The 15,145-nt window shown below is 67.4% G+C and carries 15 protein-coding genes; 5 read left to right on the forward strand and 10 right to left on the reverse strand.

Annotation, left to right across the window (positions count from 1 at the left end):
- The first annotated feature begins 31 nt into the window (after nt 1-31).
- The 4 genes from adiC (at nt 32) to AC5QAB_RS05580 (ending at nt 5,244) form a co-directional block, all read left to right on the forward strand.
- Entirely contained in the window at nt 32-1,384 is a 1,353-nt protein-coding gene (gene adiC, locus AC5QAB_RS05565) for an arginine/agmatine antiporter (RefSeq protein WP_021204506.1), read from the forward strand.
- Nucleotides 1,385-1,404: 20 nt separating this feature from the next.
- Nucleotides 1,405-3,693 carry an Orn/Lys/Arg family decarboxylase gene (locus AC5QAB_RS05570; RefSeq protein ID WP_049440967.1) on the forward strand — a complete coding sequence of 763 codons (2,289 nt, stop codon included), beginning with the start codon at nt 1,405-1,407 and terminating at the stop codon, nt 3,691-3,693.
- A 28-nt stretch (nt 3,694-3,721) separates the two neighbouring features.
- Complete coding sequence (locus tag AC5QAB_RS05575; protein WP_032957286.1) at nt 3,722-4,624, forward strand: cation diffusion facilitator family transporter; 903 nt, start codon at nt 3,722-3,724, stop codon at nt 4,622-4,624.
- A gap of 185 nt (nt 4,625-4,809) precedes the next feature.
- Nucleotides 4,810-5,244, forward strand: a complete 435-nt coding sequence (locus AC5QAB_RS05580) for a RidA family protein (protein WP_049406192.1) — start codon at nt 4,810-4,812, stop codon at nt 5,242-5,244.
- Here the strand turns inward: AC5QAB_RS05580 and AC5QAB_RS05585 are convergent.
- From AC5QAB_RS05585 to AC5QAB_RS05625, 9 genes are all read right to left on the reverse strand, one after another.
- Entirely contained in the window at nt 5,241-5,954 is a 714-nt protein-coding gene (locus AC5QAB_RS05585) for an energy transducer TonB family protein (RefSeq protein WP_495233206.1), read from the reverse strand. The genes AC5QAB_RS05580 and AC5QAB_RS05585 overlap by 4 nt on opposite strands.
- Nucleotides 5,947-6,747, reverse strand: coding sequence for a ChaN family lipoprotein (locus AC5QAB_RS05590; RefSeq protein ID WP_032957281.1), 801 nt, complete (start codon nt 6,745-6,747; stop codon nt 5,947-5,949). The genes AC5QAB_RS05585 and AC5QAB_RS05590 overlap by 8 nt, the downstream gene beginning before the upstream one ends.
- On the reverse strand, nt 6,734-9,205 hold the full coding sequence (locus AC5QAB_RS05595) for a TonB-dependent receptor domain-containing protein (RefSeq protein ID WP_197562131.1): 2,472 nt from the start codon (nt 9,203-9,205) through the stop codon (nt 6,734-6,736). Before AC5QAB_RS05595 ends, AC5QAB_RS05590 begins: the two co-directional genes overlap by 14 nt.
- Before the next feature lie 64 nt (nt 9,206-9,269).
- A complete protein-coding gene (locus AC5QAB_RS05600; RefSeq protein ID WP_197562132.1) occupies nt 9,270-10,196 on the reverse strand; it encodes a FecR domain-containing protein in 927 nt (308 codons plus the stop codon).
- Nucleotides 10,193-10,702 (reverse strand): sigma-70 family RNA polymerase sigma factor, encoded by a 510-nt coding sequence (locus AC5QAB_RS05605; RefSeq protein WP_197562133.1) that lies wholly within the window; start codon nt 10,700-10,702, stop codon nt 10,193-10,195. Before AC5QAB_RS05605 ends, AC5QAB_RS05600 begins: the two co-directional genes overlap by 4 nt.
- 122 nt (nt 10,703-10,824) lie before the next feature.
- Nucleotides 10,825-11,331, reverse strand: a complete 507-nt coding sequence (locus tag AC5QAB_RS05610; protein WP_414614192.1) for a hypothetical protein — start codon at nt 11,329-11,331, stop codon at nt 10,825-10,827.
- A 71-nt stretch (nt 11,332-11,402) separates the two neighbouring features.
- A complete protein-coding gene (locus AC5QAB_RS05615) occupies nt 11,403-11,627 on the reverse strand; it encodes a hypothetical protein (RefSeq protein ID WP_014647516.1) in 225 nt (74 codons plus the stop codon).
- Nucleotides 11,624-12,325, reverse strand: a complete 702-nt coding sequence (locus AC5QAB_RS05620; RefSeq protein ID WP_049406205.1) for a glutamine amidotransferase — start codon at nt 12,323-12,325, stop codon at nt 11,624-11,626. Before AC5QAB_RS05620 ends, AC5QAB_RS05615 begins: the two co-directional genes overlap by 4 nt.
- On the reverse strand, nt 12,322-13,095 hold the full coding sequence (locus tag AC5QAB_RS05625; RefSeq protein ID WP_495233207.1) for a YggS family pyridoxal phosphate-dependent enzyme: 774 nt from the start codon (nt 13,093-13,095) through the stop codon (nt 12,322-12,324). The genes AC5QAB_RS05620 and AC5QAB_RS05625 overlap by 4 nt, the downstream gene beginning before the upstream one ends.
- A gap of 76 nt (nt 13,096-13,171) precedes the next feature.
- Between AC5QAB_RS05625 and ptsJ the strand changes: the two genes are divergently transcribed.
- A complete protein-coding gene (gene ptsJ / locus AC5QAB_RS05630; RefSeq protein ID WP_197557588.1) occupies nt 13,172-14,458 on the forward strand; it encodes a MocR-like B6 salvage transcription factor PtsJ in 1,287 nt (428 codons plus the stop codon).
- Between the two features lie 102 nt (nt 14,459-14,560).
- On the opposite strand, the gene AC5QAB_RS05635 is transcribed toward ptsJ, so the two are convergent.
- On the reverse strand, nt 14,561-15,067 hold the full coding sequence (locus AC5QAB_RS05635; protein ID WP_032957269.1) for a hypothetical protein: 507 nt from the start codon (nt 15,065-15,067) through the stop codon (nt 14,561-14,563).
- Nucleotides 15,068-15,145 lie beyond the last annotated feature (78 nt).

The following is a 15,145-nucleotide window of genomic DNA, read 5'->3' on the forward strand; positions in this document are numbered from 1 at the left end:
TGCCGGGCTCATGCCAGTACCGGAGATCGTCATGGCAGAAGCAAAGAAAATCGGGGTGGTCGGAGCCACCTTCCTCGTCGCCGGCAACATGATGGGCTCAGGCGTGTTCCTGTTGCCGTCCAGCCTGGCCAAGATCGGTACCGCCTCGATCTGGGGCTGGCTGATCACCACCGCCGGTGCGCTGCTGCTGGCCTTCGTGTTCGCCAAGCTGGGCAAGCTCGCACCCAAGGCGGGCGGTCCCTATGCCTACGCGCGCGACTGGTTCGGGCCGTACATGGGCTTCCAGACCAACACCATCTACTGGTTCGCCAACTGGATCGGCAACGTCGCCATTCCGATCGCGGCGGTGGGCTATTTCAGCTATTTCTTCCCGATCCTGTCCGAGCCGCTGGTGCGTTGCATCGCGGTGCTGGTGCTGGTGTGGGCACTCAGCTTTGCCAACGTGATCGGTCCGGCCTTCGTCAGCCGCGTGCAGACGGTCACCACCAGCTTTGCGTTGGTGCCGATCCTGGGCATCGCCATTTTCGGCTGGTTCTTCTTCGATGCCGACATCTTCAAGGGCGCCTACAACGTGTCTGGCGAGTCGAACTTCGGTGCGATCTCGAGCGCTGCGGCACTGACCCTGTGGGCCTTCATCGGCGTCGAGTCTGCATCGGTGACTGCCGGTGTGGTCGAAAATCCGGAGAAGAACGTCGCCCGCGCGACGCTGGCCGGCGTGTTCCTGGCTGCCATCGCCTACATCGCCAGTTCATCGGTGATCATGGGCATGGTGCCGAACGCGGAACTGCAGGTGTCCGACGCACCGTTCGCGCTGGCGGCGGCCAAGGCGGTCGGTGGCTGGGGCGGCGCGCTGGTCAGCCTGTGCGCCTTCATCGGTGCCGCCGGCTCGCTGGGTGGCTGGATCCTGCTGACCGCGCAGAGTGCCAAGGCAGCGTCGGATGACGGCCTGTTCCCGAGCATCTTCAGCAAGACCAACAAGGACGACGTGCCGGTCAAGGGCGTGCTGATCGTGGCGGTGCTGATGACCCTGGCGGTGCTGGTGACCTCCACCTCGGAAACCGCGTCGGCCCAGTTCGACGTGATCACGTCGGCGGCCGTGGTGCTGACCCTGCTGCCCTACATCTACTCGTGCGTGGCGTGCTACTTCGTGGTCGAGCGTTCGCACACCCTGGTCCACACCGGTGCGTTCTGGACGCTGACCAGCCTGACCGTCGTGTACTGCCTGTGGGCGATCTACGGCTCGTCGGGGACCATCGTGCAGTACGCCTTCCTGTTCGTGCTGTTCATCACCGTGTTCTATCCCTTCTTCAGCGAGGAGCGCCGCCAGCAGCGGCAGCGCGCCCGCGAGGCCTCGGCGATCAGCGCCGGCGCCCGGCATTCCTGAGTTCGACAAGGAGAATCAACGTGTACTTCAAGTCCCTGGACTACCCGGTCATTGTCATCGACAACGACTACGAGTCGCCGCGCATCGGTGGCATCCTGATCCGTGCGCTGGTGGAAGAGCTGCGCAGCAACGACCAGCGCGTGCTGTGCGGGCTGAACCTGGATGACGCCCGGGCCGGTGCCCGCACCTACGTGGCGGCCTCGGCGGTGCTGATCTCGATCGATGGCAGCGAAGAGGTGGATGGCGAGTTCCAGCGCCTGACCGCCTTCCTGCGCGAGCAGAGCGCACGCCGTGCCAATCTGCCGGTGTTCCTGTACGGCGAGCGCCGCACCATCGAGAAGGTGCCGAGCAAGCTGCTCAAGTACATCCACGGTTTCATCTTCCTGTTCGAAGACACCAAGAGCTTCATCTCGCGGCAGGTGATGCGCGCGGCCGAAGACTACATGAAGAACCTGCTGCCGCCGTTCTTCAAGGCGCTGATCCATCATGCGGCCGAGTCGAACTATTCCTGGCATACGCCGGGCCATGCCGGCGGCGTGGCATTCACCAAGTCGCCGGTCGGCCGCGCATTCCATCAGTTCTATGGCGAGAACACCCTGCGCAGCGATCTGTCGATCTCGGTGCCGGAGCTGGGCTCGCTGCTCGATCACACCGGCCCGATCAAGGATGCCGAGAACGAGGCGGCACGCAACTTCGGTGCCGACCACACCTTCTTCGTCACCAATGGCACCTCCACCGCCAACAAGATCGTCTGGCATGGCACGGTGGCCCGCGGCGACGTGGTGTTCGTTGACCGCAACTGCCACAAGTCGCTGCTGCACGCGCTGATCATGACGGGTGCGGTGCCGGTGTACTTCACGCCCAGCCGCAATGCGCACGGGATCATCGGCCCGATCAGCCTGGACCAGTTCACGCCGGAGTCGCTGCAGCAGCGCATCGCCGCCAATCCGCTGGCCAGCCAGGCCTACAAGGCCGGCTCCAAGCCGCGCATCGCGGTGGTCACCAACTCGACCTATGACGGCCTGTGCTACAACGCCGAGAAGATCGCCGACGAGATCGGCAGCGCAGTTGATTTCCTGCATTTCGACGAAGCCTGGTACGCCTACGCCGCGTTCCACCCGTTCTACGAGAACCACTACGGCATGGCCAAGGGCAAGCCGCGTGAGCAGGATGCGATCATTTTCACCACGCATTCCACCCACAAGCTGCTGGCTGCGTTCTCGCAGGCGTCGATGATCCACGTCCGCAACTCGGCGCAACGCAACCTTGATGCCGAGCGCTTCAATGAGTCGTTCATGATGCACACCTCGACCAGCCCGCACTACGGCGTGATTGCCGCCTGTGACGTGGCCTCGAAGATGATGGAAGGCGATGCCGGGCGCTCGCTGGTGCAGGAAATGCATGACGAGGCAATTGCCTTCCGCCGCGCGATGCTGCACGTCCGCGATGATCTCGGTCGCGACGACTGGTGGTTCAGCGTGTGGCAGCCAACCCAGGTCGAGCGCAGCCTGGACAAGGGCGATACGCCGGCACCGCTGGTGGCCAAGCGCGAGGAGTGGTACCTGCGGCCGGACGCGCACTGGCACGGCTTCGAGAACCTGGTTGACGACTATGTGTTGATCGATCCGATCAAGGTGACCCTGCTGACCCCGGGCCTGGCAATGGACGGCAGCATGGGCAGGCTGGGCATCCCGGCGGCGGTGCTGAGCAAGTTCCTGTGGGGCCGCGGCATCACCGTGGAAAAGACCAACCTGTACTCGGTGCTGTTCCTGTTCTCGATGGGCATCACCAAGGGCAAGTGGAGCACCCTGGTCACCGAGCTGATGGCGTTCAAGGAACTGTACGACCGCAATGCGCCGCTGAGCCAGGCACTGCCGACGCTGGCCGCCGATTATCCGAATGCCTACGCCGGCTGGGGCCTGCGTGACCTGTGCGACGCGCTGCATGCGTTCAACCAGGAATTTGCCGTGGCCAAGGTGATGCGCGAGATGTACGTGGACCTGCCGACGCCGGTGATGACCCCGGCCGATGCCTACAACCACCTGGTCAAGGGCGAGATCGAGCGGGTCGACATCGAGCAGATCAGTGGCCGCATCGCGGCGACCATGCTGGTGCCGTACCCGCCGGGCATCCCGACCATCATGCCGGGCGAGCGCTTCGGCGACAGCGACGAGCCGATCATCCAGTCGCTGCGCATCGCCCGCGAGCAGAACGCCCGTTTCCCGGGCTTCGAATCGGACGTGCACGGGCTCATCATCGAGCAGGAGGGTGATGCGGTCTCGTACAAGGTGGAGGTGCTGAAGGCCTGACCCGTAACGGTCGGCTCATCGGCGAACGATGGATACCGCGCGCGAGCAACGCATCCTGACGTTCTCGATCGGTGTCACCCTTGCGGTGAGCGCGGTCGGCTTCGGCGGTGGCCTGCTGGTGGGATCGCAGGCCATCCTGTTCGACGGCGTGTACAGCCTGGTCGACGTCGCCCTGACCCTGGTGTCGTTGTCGGTGCTGCGGCTGGTGGCGCGGGAACAAAGCCCGCGCTTTCAGTACGGCTACTGGCACCTGGAGCCGATGGTCGAAGCGCTGGGTGGTGTGATCCTGTCGCTGGCCTGCGTGTATGCGCTGGCCAACGCGGTGATCGGCCTGACCACGGGCGGGCACGAAGTGAAATTCGGGCCCGCGCTGTGGTGGGCGGCGCTGCTGAGTGCCAGCAACCTGGCGATGGCGGCGTTCGTTGCGCAGCGGGCGCGGCATCTGCGCTCGGCGCTGTTATGGCTGGATGTGCGTGGCTGGCTGCTGGGTGGGTTGATGAGCCTGGCAGTGGTGCTGGCCTTCGTGTTGGCGCTGGTCCTGCACGGTGGTGAGTGGCACCATTGGGTGCCGTACCTGGATTCGATCGTGCTGGCATTGATCAGCCTGGCGATGCTGCCGGTGCCAGCGCGCAGCGCGTGGAAGGCCATGCGCGAAGTGCTGCAGGTGGCGCCGGATGATCTGGACCGGCGCGTGCAGCAGGTGATGCAGGCGTTCGTGGCCGAGCGTGGCTATGCCGGTTTCACCAGCCATGTGGCGAAGATGGGGCGGATGCGCTTCATCGAGATCCATGTATTGGCTGACCCGATCACGCCGCTGGGGTCGGTAGGCGAAGTCGATGCGATGCGCGATGAGATCGCGGTGCGGCTGGATGCGCGGGGCAGTACTTTCTGGTTGACCATCGATTTCACCGCAGACCCGGCGTGGACGTGAGCCGTGAACGGTAGAGCCGAGCCCATGCTCGGCTGCCATTCGCGCTGAGCAGCCGAGCGTGGGCTCGGCTCTACACGTGGGCACGATCGTTGCGCATGGCAGACCGGACTGTTGCAGCGGATCTGTTTGACCTCAACTCTGGTTGAGGTCGCAGACTGCTTCACATTCCCCATGAGGCATGCGGCATGAACCTGCTGACCACCCCGGACCTGGGCCACGGCCTGCTGGAACTGTTCAATCCTGCGGGGCTTTACGACCCCTCGGCCAACGGCTACTCGCACGTGGCGGTGGTGCGCCTTCCCGCCCGGGTGATCCATATCGCCGGGCAGGGCGGTGAGGATGCCGATGGTCATCTCTCCCCCGGCTTCGGGGAACAGGTCGAGCAGGCACTGGACAACCTGCAGATCGCATTGCGTTCGGCGCAGGCCAGCCTGGCCGATGTCGCACGGTTGCGCATCCTGGTGGTCGACCACGACGAGGACCGGCTGGGCATCATCGCCCGGCAGGTACGGCGGCGTTGGCCGAACGGCGCAGCGCCGACCTGCACCCTGATTCCTGTGCCACGGCTGGCGCTGGACGGCATGCTGTTCGAGATCGAGGCGGAGGCCTACGCCGCCTAGCGCAGGTAGTACTCCACCGGCACCACCAGTTCCTGCGGTGCCTTCATTTCCATGGGAATGGGCGGCAGCGGCTGCGCGCGGCGGAACGTCTGCAGTGCGGCGTCGTCGAGCATCGGTTGGCCGCTGGACTGCTCCAGCCGCAGGGCCTGCAGGCGTCCCTCGCGATCGATGCTGGCCCTGACCCAGGCCGTCCCCTGCTGCCGGCGCGAGCGCGCGACGGCGGGGTAGTAGCGATAACGCTCCAGCCGCGCCATCAGGCGGGCTTCCCACTGGTCGCTGGCGGCGCCGGCCTGGAAGTCCGCCGGTGGTGCGTCGGGAGCGGGCGGCGCGGCCGTGATCGATGCCGGTGCGGGACTTGCATCGGTCACGACCGCAGGCGGGGCGACCGGCAGGGCTTGCCGGCCAGGGCCACCGAGCTCGCTGGCGGCCACCTCGCCCTCGCGCGCGGCGGTGGGCTTTGGCGGAGGGGGCGACTTCGCCGGTTGCGACGCGCGCGCCTGCTGCGCCTGGCTGGGGGTGTCGGCCAGGCGCTCTTCGACCGGCTGGGGAGGCGTAGCTGGTGCCAGCAGGCGCAGGCTGATGCGCACATCCTGCTCAGGCGGCGGCAGCAACGGTGGCGCGGCCATCCAGTGCACCAACAGCAGCAAGGGCAACAGGTGCAGGCCGATGCTGATGGCAATCGCCTGCCAGTGTTGGCCGCGTTCACTCATCGCCCGGCACCCACAGCAGATCGGCGTCGGCCGCATCGACGCCTTCGTCGGGTGACGCAAGCGCGATCACCAGTGCCGGTACCTCCGGTGGCAGGTAGCCCGGCACGCCGGTGCCGCGCAGTACATGCCAGCGGCCGGCCACCAGCAGCGCGGGTGCAGGGGCTGCGGTCAGTGCCTGTGCCATGCGGGTGTCGCGGGCCTGTTGCACGGCCAGCATCCCTTCCAGCATCGGTGCGGCGTCTGCGTGCTGGGCCAGCACCACGGCCGACAGGCGTTGCCGGGCGGTGGGCATCGGAAACCGCACCGACGTGTTGGAGGCAAGCAACGCATCGACCTCGGCACGCGACAGGTTGCCGCCGAACAGGGGGATGCCGGCGGCGGTGGCGTCCTGTACCAGCCCGCCATAGGTGGCCCACGGCCAGCGTGTATCCCAGCCCAGCAGCGCCTGCAGGCGCGCACCATCGGCATGGTTGCCCTTGGCCAGCCAGCGCTGCACCCGCTGCAGGCGCGGTTGGCGTTCACTGGCGATCATCTCCATCACCAGCGCGCCTTGTGGACGCTGCCGTTGCAGCGCGTGCAGCAGCCAGCGCTGGGCGGCGTGGTCACCGGCCAGGTCGTGGCGTTCGCCCAGCAGCAGCCGCGGGGCGTTCGCTGCACGCTTCACGAACGCGGCTTCGTCCAGGCGCTGCCCGCTGGCCAGGTCGATCACCGTGCCGGGCATAGGCTGCGCGCTGGCCGTTGCGGCCAGTGCGAGCAGGCACAGCGGCAGCCAGCGGCGGCTAGAACGCCACATTGACGCCCATCGAGACGGTGCGGCCACGGCCGTTGCCGCGGTCCAGGATCGGGCTGAAGATGCTGTCGATCGAGGCATTGTTGTCATAGGCCTTGTTCTGCAGGTTTTCGATGTTCAGCCACAGCGTGGTGTTGGGCTGGGGCTTGAAGCTGGCGTAGAAGTCGAGCAGTACACCGGTACCGCCGGTCCTGCGGGTCTGGAAGAAGTCGTAGCCTTCTTCGGTGGGCCCGGAGTATTCGGCGCGCAGGCCGGCCTGCACGCGCTGCTGCCACCAGCGGCCGCCGACATCCAACGTCCAGAAGCGGTCGGGCAGGGCGGTGATGTCTTCCAGGTTGACGAATTCGATGGCAGGCGCACTGGTGCGCGAGCGGGTCCAGCTCAGCGTGGCGTGGTAGTGCGCGCTGGCGTAGTGCGCTTCCAGCTCGATACCGCGCATGCGCACCACGCCGGGGTGGTTCATCCAGCGCGTGGTGGTGCTGAAGTCGTCCACGTCCAGCGCATCGGTCCAGGCAGTGAGCTGCTGATCGCTGTCGATCGGTACCACGAAAGGCCCCACCTCCGGCGGGTGCACGATCAGCAGGTACTGCGGCTTGATGTAGTCGCGGATGCGGTTGTCGAAGCGGGTGACGCGCAGCTGCGCCAGGTCACCGTCGGTCAGCAGCGAGGAGGCGCTGAGGTTGGCGCCGAACTGCAGGTTGCGCGAGCGCTCTCGGCGCAGGAACGGGTTGGCACCCACGCCGTCGGCATCGCTCATGCCTTCCAGCGGGATCTTCTCGAAGAACATCTCCTGCACGCGCGGCGGGCGGGAAGTACGCGAGGCTTCGGCGAACAGTTGCAGCCAGTCGGTGGCCTGCCACGAGACCGTCAGGCTGGGGCTGAGTGCGCGCTGGGTACGGCGCACGTCGATGCCGCCGCCGTTGATCTCGGCGCACTGGCCAGGCACATCCGAGCACACCGGGACGTGGCCGCGGATGCCATAGCGATCCTGGCGCAGGCCTGCAGTCAGCGCGTAGATGTCGTACTGCAGTTCCAGCGTGCTGAACACGCTGTCCAGCTGGCTGCGGCCCTGGGGGTTGGCGCCGCGCAGGATGGGGGTGTCGGCCACGTAGACGTCCGACTGGTGCTTGATGCCGGTGTTCCAGCGTGCCTGCAGTGCACCGATATCGAAGCGGCTGGTGTTGTCGAGCGTCCAGCTGCTCAGGCTGCTGTGGGTGCGGCGGCCGATGTAGCTGGAATCCTCCACGGGTGGATAGAACAGCCGGGTCTTGTTGCCGGCGAAGGTCGCGCGCAGGTCGATCCACGGCGTGTAGGGCGTGTAGTGGTAGCTGGCGCGCTGGTTGCGTGCGGAAATCTGCCACGGGTAGTTGTGGTAGAAGTCGTTTTCGTAGCGCATGTGGCTCAGGTCCAGCCGATGCTGGTCACTGGGCTGCAGGCGTGCTTTCAACAGCCAGCTGCTGGGCTGCTGGCTGCCGGGGTCGGCATTGTTCTTCTGCCCGCGTGCCGTGGCGTACTCGCCGCTGCGACTGCTGCTGGCAGCGGCCAGCAGGCCGAACTGGCGGTCACCGCCGTCCTCGCTGTGGCGCCATGCGCCGGCGAAGGTGCGGCCGCTGCCATAGCCGTTGTTGCCATGGCGATAGCCCGCACGCAGGCCCCAGTCACGGCCTTCGCCGAGCAGGTCGTCGATGTCCAGCGTGCGGAAATTGGCACTGCCGGCCAGCGTGCCGGCACCATCACCACCGGCGACCGCACCGCGTTGCACGTCCACACCGGCCAGCAGGAATGGGTCGACGTAGGCGAACGGACCACCGGAGCCATGGCCCGCGTTGTTGCGGAAGGTCTGGGTGACACCATCGATCATGGTGTTGACCCGCCCGGCGCCGGTCATGCCGCGGATGTTGACCTGCAGGCCGGGCTGGCTGCGCGAGTGGAAAGTGTGGGTGCCGGGCATCGAACGCAGCAGGCTGTTGCCGTCCTGGCGTTCGGCCATTGCCACGCGCTCGCTGCCGACGGCGGGCGCAAAGCCATCGCGGGCCGCCGGGACATACTGGCTGGCGCCTGCACCGGGGGAATGGCGGTGTGCGATATCGCCCTGTACGCGCAGCGGGCCGGTTCGACGGCTGCCATCGGAGGGGGCGGCCGGCGCCGGTTCCAGGGTGGCGCGGCGCGCGTCGATGAAACGGGGGCGCAGGCCGCTACCGGCCAGCAGGCGCGACAGGGCCTGCGCGTCGTCGAACCGTCCGCGTAGTGCCGGCGCCGTCTGGCCGCCTGGCAATGCCGCGCCGATCACCAGATCGACACCGGTCAGCCGGCTGTAGGCATCCAGCGCGCTGGCCAGCGGTTGCGCAGGAAGATCGAAGTGACGGGAGGCGGCCTGCGCGTGTGCGCTGGCAGGTAACAACGGAAGCGGACCGGCGCAGGCCAGTGACAGGGCGAGGACAAGGGGACGGTGAAACAGCATTGGGAGCTCCAGGGGCTGACGCAGCGCGTCGTCATCCTGGGTAGACGCAGTGGCAGGGCCGATGTCAGGGTGCATCGCGATGTTCCCTGCGTGGCGGCAGCCACACCTGCACGCCCGCGCCCAGGCGCAGCACGCGTACATGCAGCTGCGTGGCCAGCTGGTCGCGGCTGCGCGCCGCACCGTCTGCACTGCCGAGCAGGGTGACCGGCTGCTGGCGCAGGTGTGCGCCGATGATCCAGGTGTGGCCGCCATGCCAGCGATCCAGGCCCTGGGTGGCCTCGGCCAAGGGCGTGGAGACCCAATGCAGGCGACGCTCGCGCCAGGCCAGGGCACTGTGGCTGGCGGCCAGGCCGATGATCGGTGCCTGTCCATCGAAGCGCAGCTGCTGCCCTTCGATGGCCTGCTCACTGCGGGTGCCGCTGTCCACACGGACGCGATGCTCAGTGACGGTGACCACGCTGTCGTTGTCCTGCACGGCAAGGTCGAAGGCCGTACCGAGCGCGGTGACCATGCCGTGCGTCGTATGCACCTGGAACGGATGCTGCGCATCGGCGGCTACCTTGAACCAGGCTTGGCCGTGCTGCAGCTGCAGCTGGCGGCGCTGTGCATCGATGCGGACATGGACTTCGCTTCCGGGTGACAGCAGCACGTGCGAGCCGTCCGGCAGTACTTCTTCACGGATCTCGCCTGCCGCCGTGCGCATCACCTGCGCGGCCGGTGGTGCGGCCTGGCGGGTATACAGGCCCAAGGCGCAAAGCAGCAGCACGGCAGTGCCGGCGTCGCGCAGGTGCCGGCGCTGCCGCTTGCGCTGATGCCGCTGCAGGCTGGGCGTGGCATCACCGGCCTGCCAGAGCGCCTGCAGGTGCTGGTACTGCGCGGCGTGGCGGCAATCGGCGTAGTACCACTGGTTGAAGGCACGCTCGTCGCGGCCGCCGTCGTGGCCGTCCAGCCACCAGCGCGCGGCCTCGCGCGCGATCGCCTCCGGGCTCATGCGCCGGGTACCTGCTGCAGCGCCACCAGCGCACGCAGCAGATGGCCGTGCGCGGTCTGCCGGCTGATGCCGAGCCGGCGGCCGATCTCGGCCAGTGCCATCTGCTCCACCCGGGCCAGCAGGAATACCTGGCGCGAGCGCGGTGGCAGCGCGGCGATGATCGCGTCGAGATGGCGCAGCTGTTCGGCGTCCAGCAGGTGCTGCTCCGGCAGCGGTGCAGGATCGGCGAGGGCGTGCAGTTGGGCGTCATCCAGCGCTTCCTCACGACGGCGCTGGCGTTGCCGGTAGTGATCGGCGATCAGATTGTGGGCGACGCGGTACAGGTAGGCGCGGCCGTTGCTCAGCAGGCCGCTGGCGGCGACCTTGATGACACGCAGCCAGGCTTCCTGGACGACGTCATCGGCGTCGCTGCGTTGCGGGAGTTTACGGCGGACATGGGCGTGCAGCGGCCGGTAATGGGCCGCGCACAGCTGCGCGACATCCGTCGGTTCGACAGGCGTGGACACGGGGCGGGCGACAACTGGGAAAGGGAACAGCCCGCGGCGGCAAGGGCAGCGGCTGCACCTTACAGCAAAAGAGAATCATTTGCATCTATCGATGGGCGTGACACGCCTGCCCGGGTGGGAGATCAGCGCGGGCGATAATCGCAGTGGATCTGCAGGGCTTCGGTGGGGTTGTGATGCAGCTCGAAGCCGCAGCGCTGCAGGCTGCGCTTCACCCGCGCGACCGCTTCGGCATGGCGGGCGACGCGACGATCCTGCCAGCGTGGCGGGGTGAATACGCCCACGGGCAGCAGCCGTAGCCGCTTGCCGTGCAGTACCAGCGAGACATCGATATGACGGCCATCGATGTCGTGGCCGTTGGCGCCGAAGATGGCATCGACCTCATCATGGCGTTGCGGATAGCAGGCCCGGAACAACGCGATACCTAGCCAACGCACGCCACGACGGAAGCTGCCGAGCCGGCTGCGGCCGGGTTCGAAGCCGCGCGTGAGCAGCAGTCGCAGCCCGTCAGGCAGCATTGCCTGCGCATCGAGCAGGCGTTGCAGTACCTCTTCTTCCAGTTGGATATGGGTGGAGGGCCAGCGCGGGGCGACCAGCAGCCCGTGGTGGCTGCCGCGTTGCAGGGTCAGCATGCGTGAAGCTTCGCACGCGGGCGAACAGCCGTGGTAGTGCCGGCCAGCGGCCGGCACTACCGTGACGATCGTCAGATGTCGCGGTACTGGATCTGCGAAGCCAGTACGCGCAGGCCGTCGGCATTGCTGGACAGGATGCGCTCTTCGCCGACACCTTTCTGCCGTTTCAGCTGGAAGCCCTGTTCGGCAGGCAGCTGCGCGGCGATGGTGTCCATGCGTTGCATGGCATCGGGGCCGCTGCAGTCGAAGTGGCCCCAGTGGGCGCCATCGCGGTGGATCTGCAATCGGTAGTTCATTGCGGTGTCTCCGGCAGCTCCTGCAGCCAATGGTCGAACATCGCGGTGGCCGCCGCCGCCAGCGGTGCACCGTAACGGCGTGCCTGGGCGCGAAGATCGTTCGGATCGATGCCGGCCTGCGCCAGCTCCAGGGTGTGGCCGATCAGCCAGCGTTCGAACTGGCGGGCATCCAGTTCCGGGTGGCATTGCAGGGCCAGCGCATGGCTGCCCATGGCGAAGGCCTGGTGGCGGCAGGCCGGCGTGCTGGCCAGGCGTCGTGCACCGGCCGGGAGTTCGAACGCCTCGCCGTGCCAATGCAGTACCGGAATGCCCTGCAGGGACTGCAGCGGAGAACGCTGGCCTTCATCAGTCAGCAGCAGTGGCGCAAAGCCGATCTCCTTGCCACCACTGGCGGCGACGTCGGCACCGAGTGCGCGCGCCATCAGCTGCGCGCCGAGGCAGATGCCCAGCGTGGGCCGTTGCTGCTGCAGCCGACGTTGCAACAACGCGATGCTGTCGTTGAGGAAGGGATAGCGATCAACATCGTTGACGCTGACCGGGCCGCCCAGCACGACCAGCAGGTCGGCGGTTTCGGCGGAGTCGAGCGCGTCGATACCGGCCTGCAGCACCTGCAGCTGCCAGCCCTGTGCCGACAGCAGTGGCTGCAGGGTGCCGAGGTCTTCAAAGGCGACGTGTTGCAGGACGACCGCGTGCTTCATGCGGGGGCTCCATTGCTGGGCCAGTAGAAACTGTCCGGGGTGGCGCGTGCGCCGAAGATGGCCTGCCCGACGCGGACCACGGTGGCACCTTCCTCGATCGCCACTTCGAAGTCCCCGGACATGCCCATCGACAACTGCGAAAGGTCGATGACGGGAGGTGCAGTGCGCTGCAGCTGGTCGCGCAGTTCGCGCAGGCGCACGAAGCAGGCACGCACGCGTTCGACCTCCGGGGTGAAGATGGCCAGCGTCATCAGGCCGCGTACGCGCAGGTGATCGAACGCTGGAAGCTGCTGCACAAAGGCCTCGACGGCAGCGGGTTCCAAGCCGTACTTGCTGGGTTCGGCGGAGGTGTTGACCTGCACGAACACATCCAGCGTGCGGTCTTCCAGCTGCAGGCGCTGCTGCAGTGCTTCGGCTACGCGCAGGCTGTCCAGCGCCTGGAACTCGCTGGCGAAGCGCGCCACGTAGCGCGCCTTGTTGGTCTGCAGATGCCCGATCACCGACCAGTGCACGCCAAGATCGGCCATCGTCTCGGCCTTGCGTTGCGCCTCCTGCACCTTGTTCTCGCCCAGCTCGCGGCAACCGGCGGCCACCGCCATGCGGATGCGGGCATCATCGACGGTCTTGCTGACCGGCAGCAGGCGCACGCTGGCCGGGTCACGGCCGACGCGGGCGCAGGCATCGGCGATGCGTTGGCGCACCGTGACCAGGTTGGCGGCGATCTGTTCAACGGACTGGGCGACGGGCCAGTCGGCAGCGGCAAGGGGCATGCGGGCACCTCCAATGCAGGGTGGCCAGGGTGGGATACACTGGCACAGGACAAGAGATATTTTGGCATAGGACAAAATGAAAATCACCGGGCACAGCGCCGAGTCGATCTTCGACAGCATCCGCGACGGCATCGGCAAGGGTCGCCTGTCGGCCGGTAGCGTGCTGCCGCCGGTGCGTGAACTGGCCGAGCAGCTGGGCGTGAACCGCAACACCGTGGCTGCTGCCTACAAGCGCCTGGATGCGGCGGGACTGGCCAGCACGGCGGGCCGCCGCGGCACGGTGGTGCGTGGCCTGCCGCCGCCGCTGGCGCGCGAGGGCAGCACCCCGGGGCTGGCGCTGCAGGACCTGGCCGGTGGCAACCCGGATCCGCGCCTGCTGCCGAACCTGCGCCTGACCCCGGCGGCGCCGCGGCTGTATGGCGTGGGTACGGTCGACACGAGGTTGCAGGTGCTGGCACGCGCCTCGCTGGATGCGGATTGCCCTGAGGGATATGCGCTGGAGCTGACCCATGGCGCGGTCGATGGCATCGAGCGCCTGCTGGCGGCGTGGCTGCTGCCGGGGGATCGCATCGCGGTGGAGGATCCATGCTTCCTCGGCAGCCTCAATGTGCTCAATGCGTCGGGTCATGCGCCGTTGCCGGTGGCGGTGGATGCCCAGGGCATGCAGGTCGAATCGCTGCGGCAGGCGCTGGAGGCTGGTGCACGTGCGGTGCTGCTCACCCCCCGGGCGCACAATCCGACCGGGGCCAGCCTGGATGCGAAGCGGGCGCGGGCGTTGCGGCAGTTGCTGGCGGCGTACCCGCAGGTAGCAGTGCTGATCGACGATCACTATGCGCTGCTCTCGCAGCAGGCCTATCACTCGGTACTGCCGCTGGATGGGCGGCGCTGGGCGCTGCTGCGCTCGTTGTCCAAACCGCTCGGCCCCGACCTGCGGCTGGCCTGGCTGGCCTGCGATGAAGAAACCGCGATGCGGTTGCGGCTGCGATTGGCATCCGGTATCGGCTGGGTCAGTCACCTGCTGCAGGACGCGGCAACCTCGGTGCTGGCGTCGTCAACGCAGCGGGCGAAGATCGCCTCGGCAGGCGAGCGTTACCAGCAGCGCCTGCAGTCGCTGCAGGAACTGCTGCGCGCGCGTGGCGTGCCGACGCCGCTGCCGATGGAGGGATTGAACCTGTGGCTGCCGTTGCCGGGCGACAGCCATCCGCAGGTGCTGGCGCTGGCCGCGCGCGGATGGCATGTGCGCGCTGGCGAGGTGTTCGCGGTGGCGGCGCCGGCACATGGCCTGCGCATCACCTGCGCGGCGCTGGGCGCGGCGCAACTGCGGCCGCTGGCTGACGACCTGGCGGCGGTGTGCGGTCTGTAGCGTCGAGCGATGCTCGACGTTGCTTCGCCTTTGTAGAGCCGAGCCATGCTCGGCTGCTGTTGGTAGAAGCAGTCGAGCATGGCTCGACGCTACAGAAGCAGATCAGGGCGCGGCGTTGGCGCCCGGGCGCACGTAGTAGGACTGGCCGCTGTCATCGACGAACATCAGTTCCGGCTTGCCCTGCCATGAGGTGAGCATGGCGCCGGTGTTGTTCTGGTGCTTGACCATCAGGCTGGCACCACGGTCCGGGTTGGCCACCACCTTGAACACTTCCGTGGTGCCATTGGCATCGTCCAGGGTCAGCACGGCTTCACCGCCGCGATCGCTGGTGCCATAGCCCCCGCGTTCGGAGCCATCCGGGCCGAGCAGGATCAGGCCGGACAGGGCGGTGGCGCGCGGCCCCTGGATACGGCCCCGGCTGAGGGGGTCGGGCACCGGCGCGCCTAGGATCACCCGGGGTTGGCCCGTGCCATCGTGGATGATCAGCCCGCGCGCTTCGATGATGCGCTGTGGCGATTGGCTGCGATGCAGGCTCCAGGCGGTCCAGCCGGAAACCAGCAGGGCGAGTGTGGAGACCACCAGCGTGGTCAGCAGCAGTGCGCGCGGCATCGTGTCGTCCTTCCTTGGATGCAGCGACGATAGCGGATGCGGGCGACCGATGGCCAGTTCATTGTGTGACGCTGTGTA

Source organism: Stenotrophomonas sp. YJH_SMC_127 (genome assembly GCF_059372445.1).

Bases quoted from the DNA above. Each gene is read 5' to 3' on its own strand.
- AC5QAB_RS05575 (WP_032957286.1), top strand. From the start codon at position 3,722: ATGGATACCGCGCGCGAGCAACGCATCCTGACGTTCTCGATCGGTGTC.
- adiC (WP_021204506.1), top strand. From the start codon at position 32: ATGGCAGAAGCAAAGAAAATCGGGGTGGTCGGAGCCACCTTCCTCGTC.
- AC5QAB_RS05585 (WP_495233206.1), bottom strand. From the start codon at position 5,954: ATGAGTGAACGCGGCCAACACTGGCAGGCGATTGCCATCAGCATCGGC.
- ptsJ (WP_197557588.1), top strand. From the start codon at position 13,172: ATGAAAATCACCGGGCACAGCGCCGAGTCGATCTTCGACAGCATCCGC.
- AC5QAB_RS05610 (WP_414614192.1), bottom strand. From the start codon at position 11,331: ATGCTGACCCTGCAACGCGGCAGCCACCACGGGCTGCTGGTCGCCCCG.
- AC5QAB_RS05580 (WP_049406192.1), top strand. From the start codon at position 4,810: ATGAACCTGCTGACCACCCCGGACCTGGGCCACGGCCTGCTGGAACTG.
- AC5QAB_RS05620 (WP_049406205.1), bottom strand. From the start codon at position 12,325: ATGAAGCACGCGGTCGTCCTGCAACACGTCGCCTTTGAAGACCTCGGC.
- AC5QAB_RS05615 (WP_014647516.1), bottom strand. From the start codon at position 11,627: ATGAACTACCGATTGCAGATCCACCGCGATGGCGCCCACTGGGGCCAC.
- AC5QAB_RS05625 (WP_495233207.1), bottom strand. From the start codon at position 13,095: ATGCCCCTTGCCGCTGCCGACTGGCCCGTCGCCCAGTCCGTTGAACAG.
- AC5QAB_RS05635 (WP_032957269.1), bottom strand. From the start codon at position 15,067: ATGCCGCGCGCACTGCTGCTGACCACGCTGGTGGTCTCCACACTCGCC.
- AC5QAB_RS05590 (WP_032957281.1), bottom strand. From the start codon at position 6,747: ATGTGGCGTTCTAGCCGCCGCTGGCTGCCGCTGTGCCTGCTCGCACTG.
- AC5QAB_RS05600 (WP_197562132.1), bottom strand. From the start codon at position 10,196: ATGAGCCCGGAGGCGATCGCGCGCGAGGCCGCGCGCTGGTGGCTGGAC.
- AC5QAB_RS05595 (WP_197562131.1), bottom strand. From the start codon at position 9,205: ATGCTGTTTCACCGTCCCCTTGTCCTCGCCCTGTCACTGGCCTGCGCC.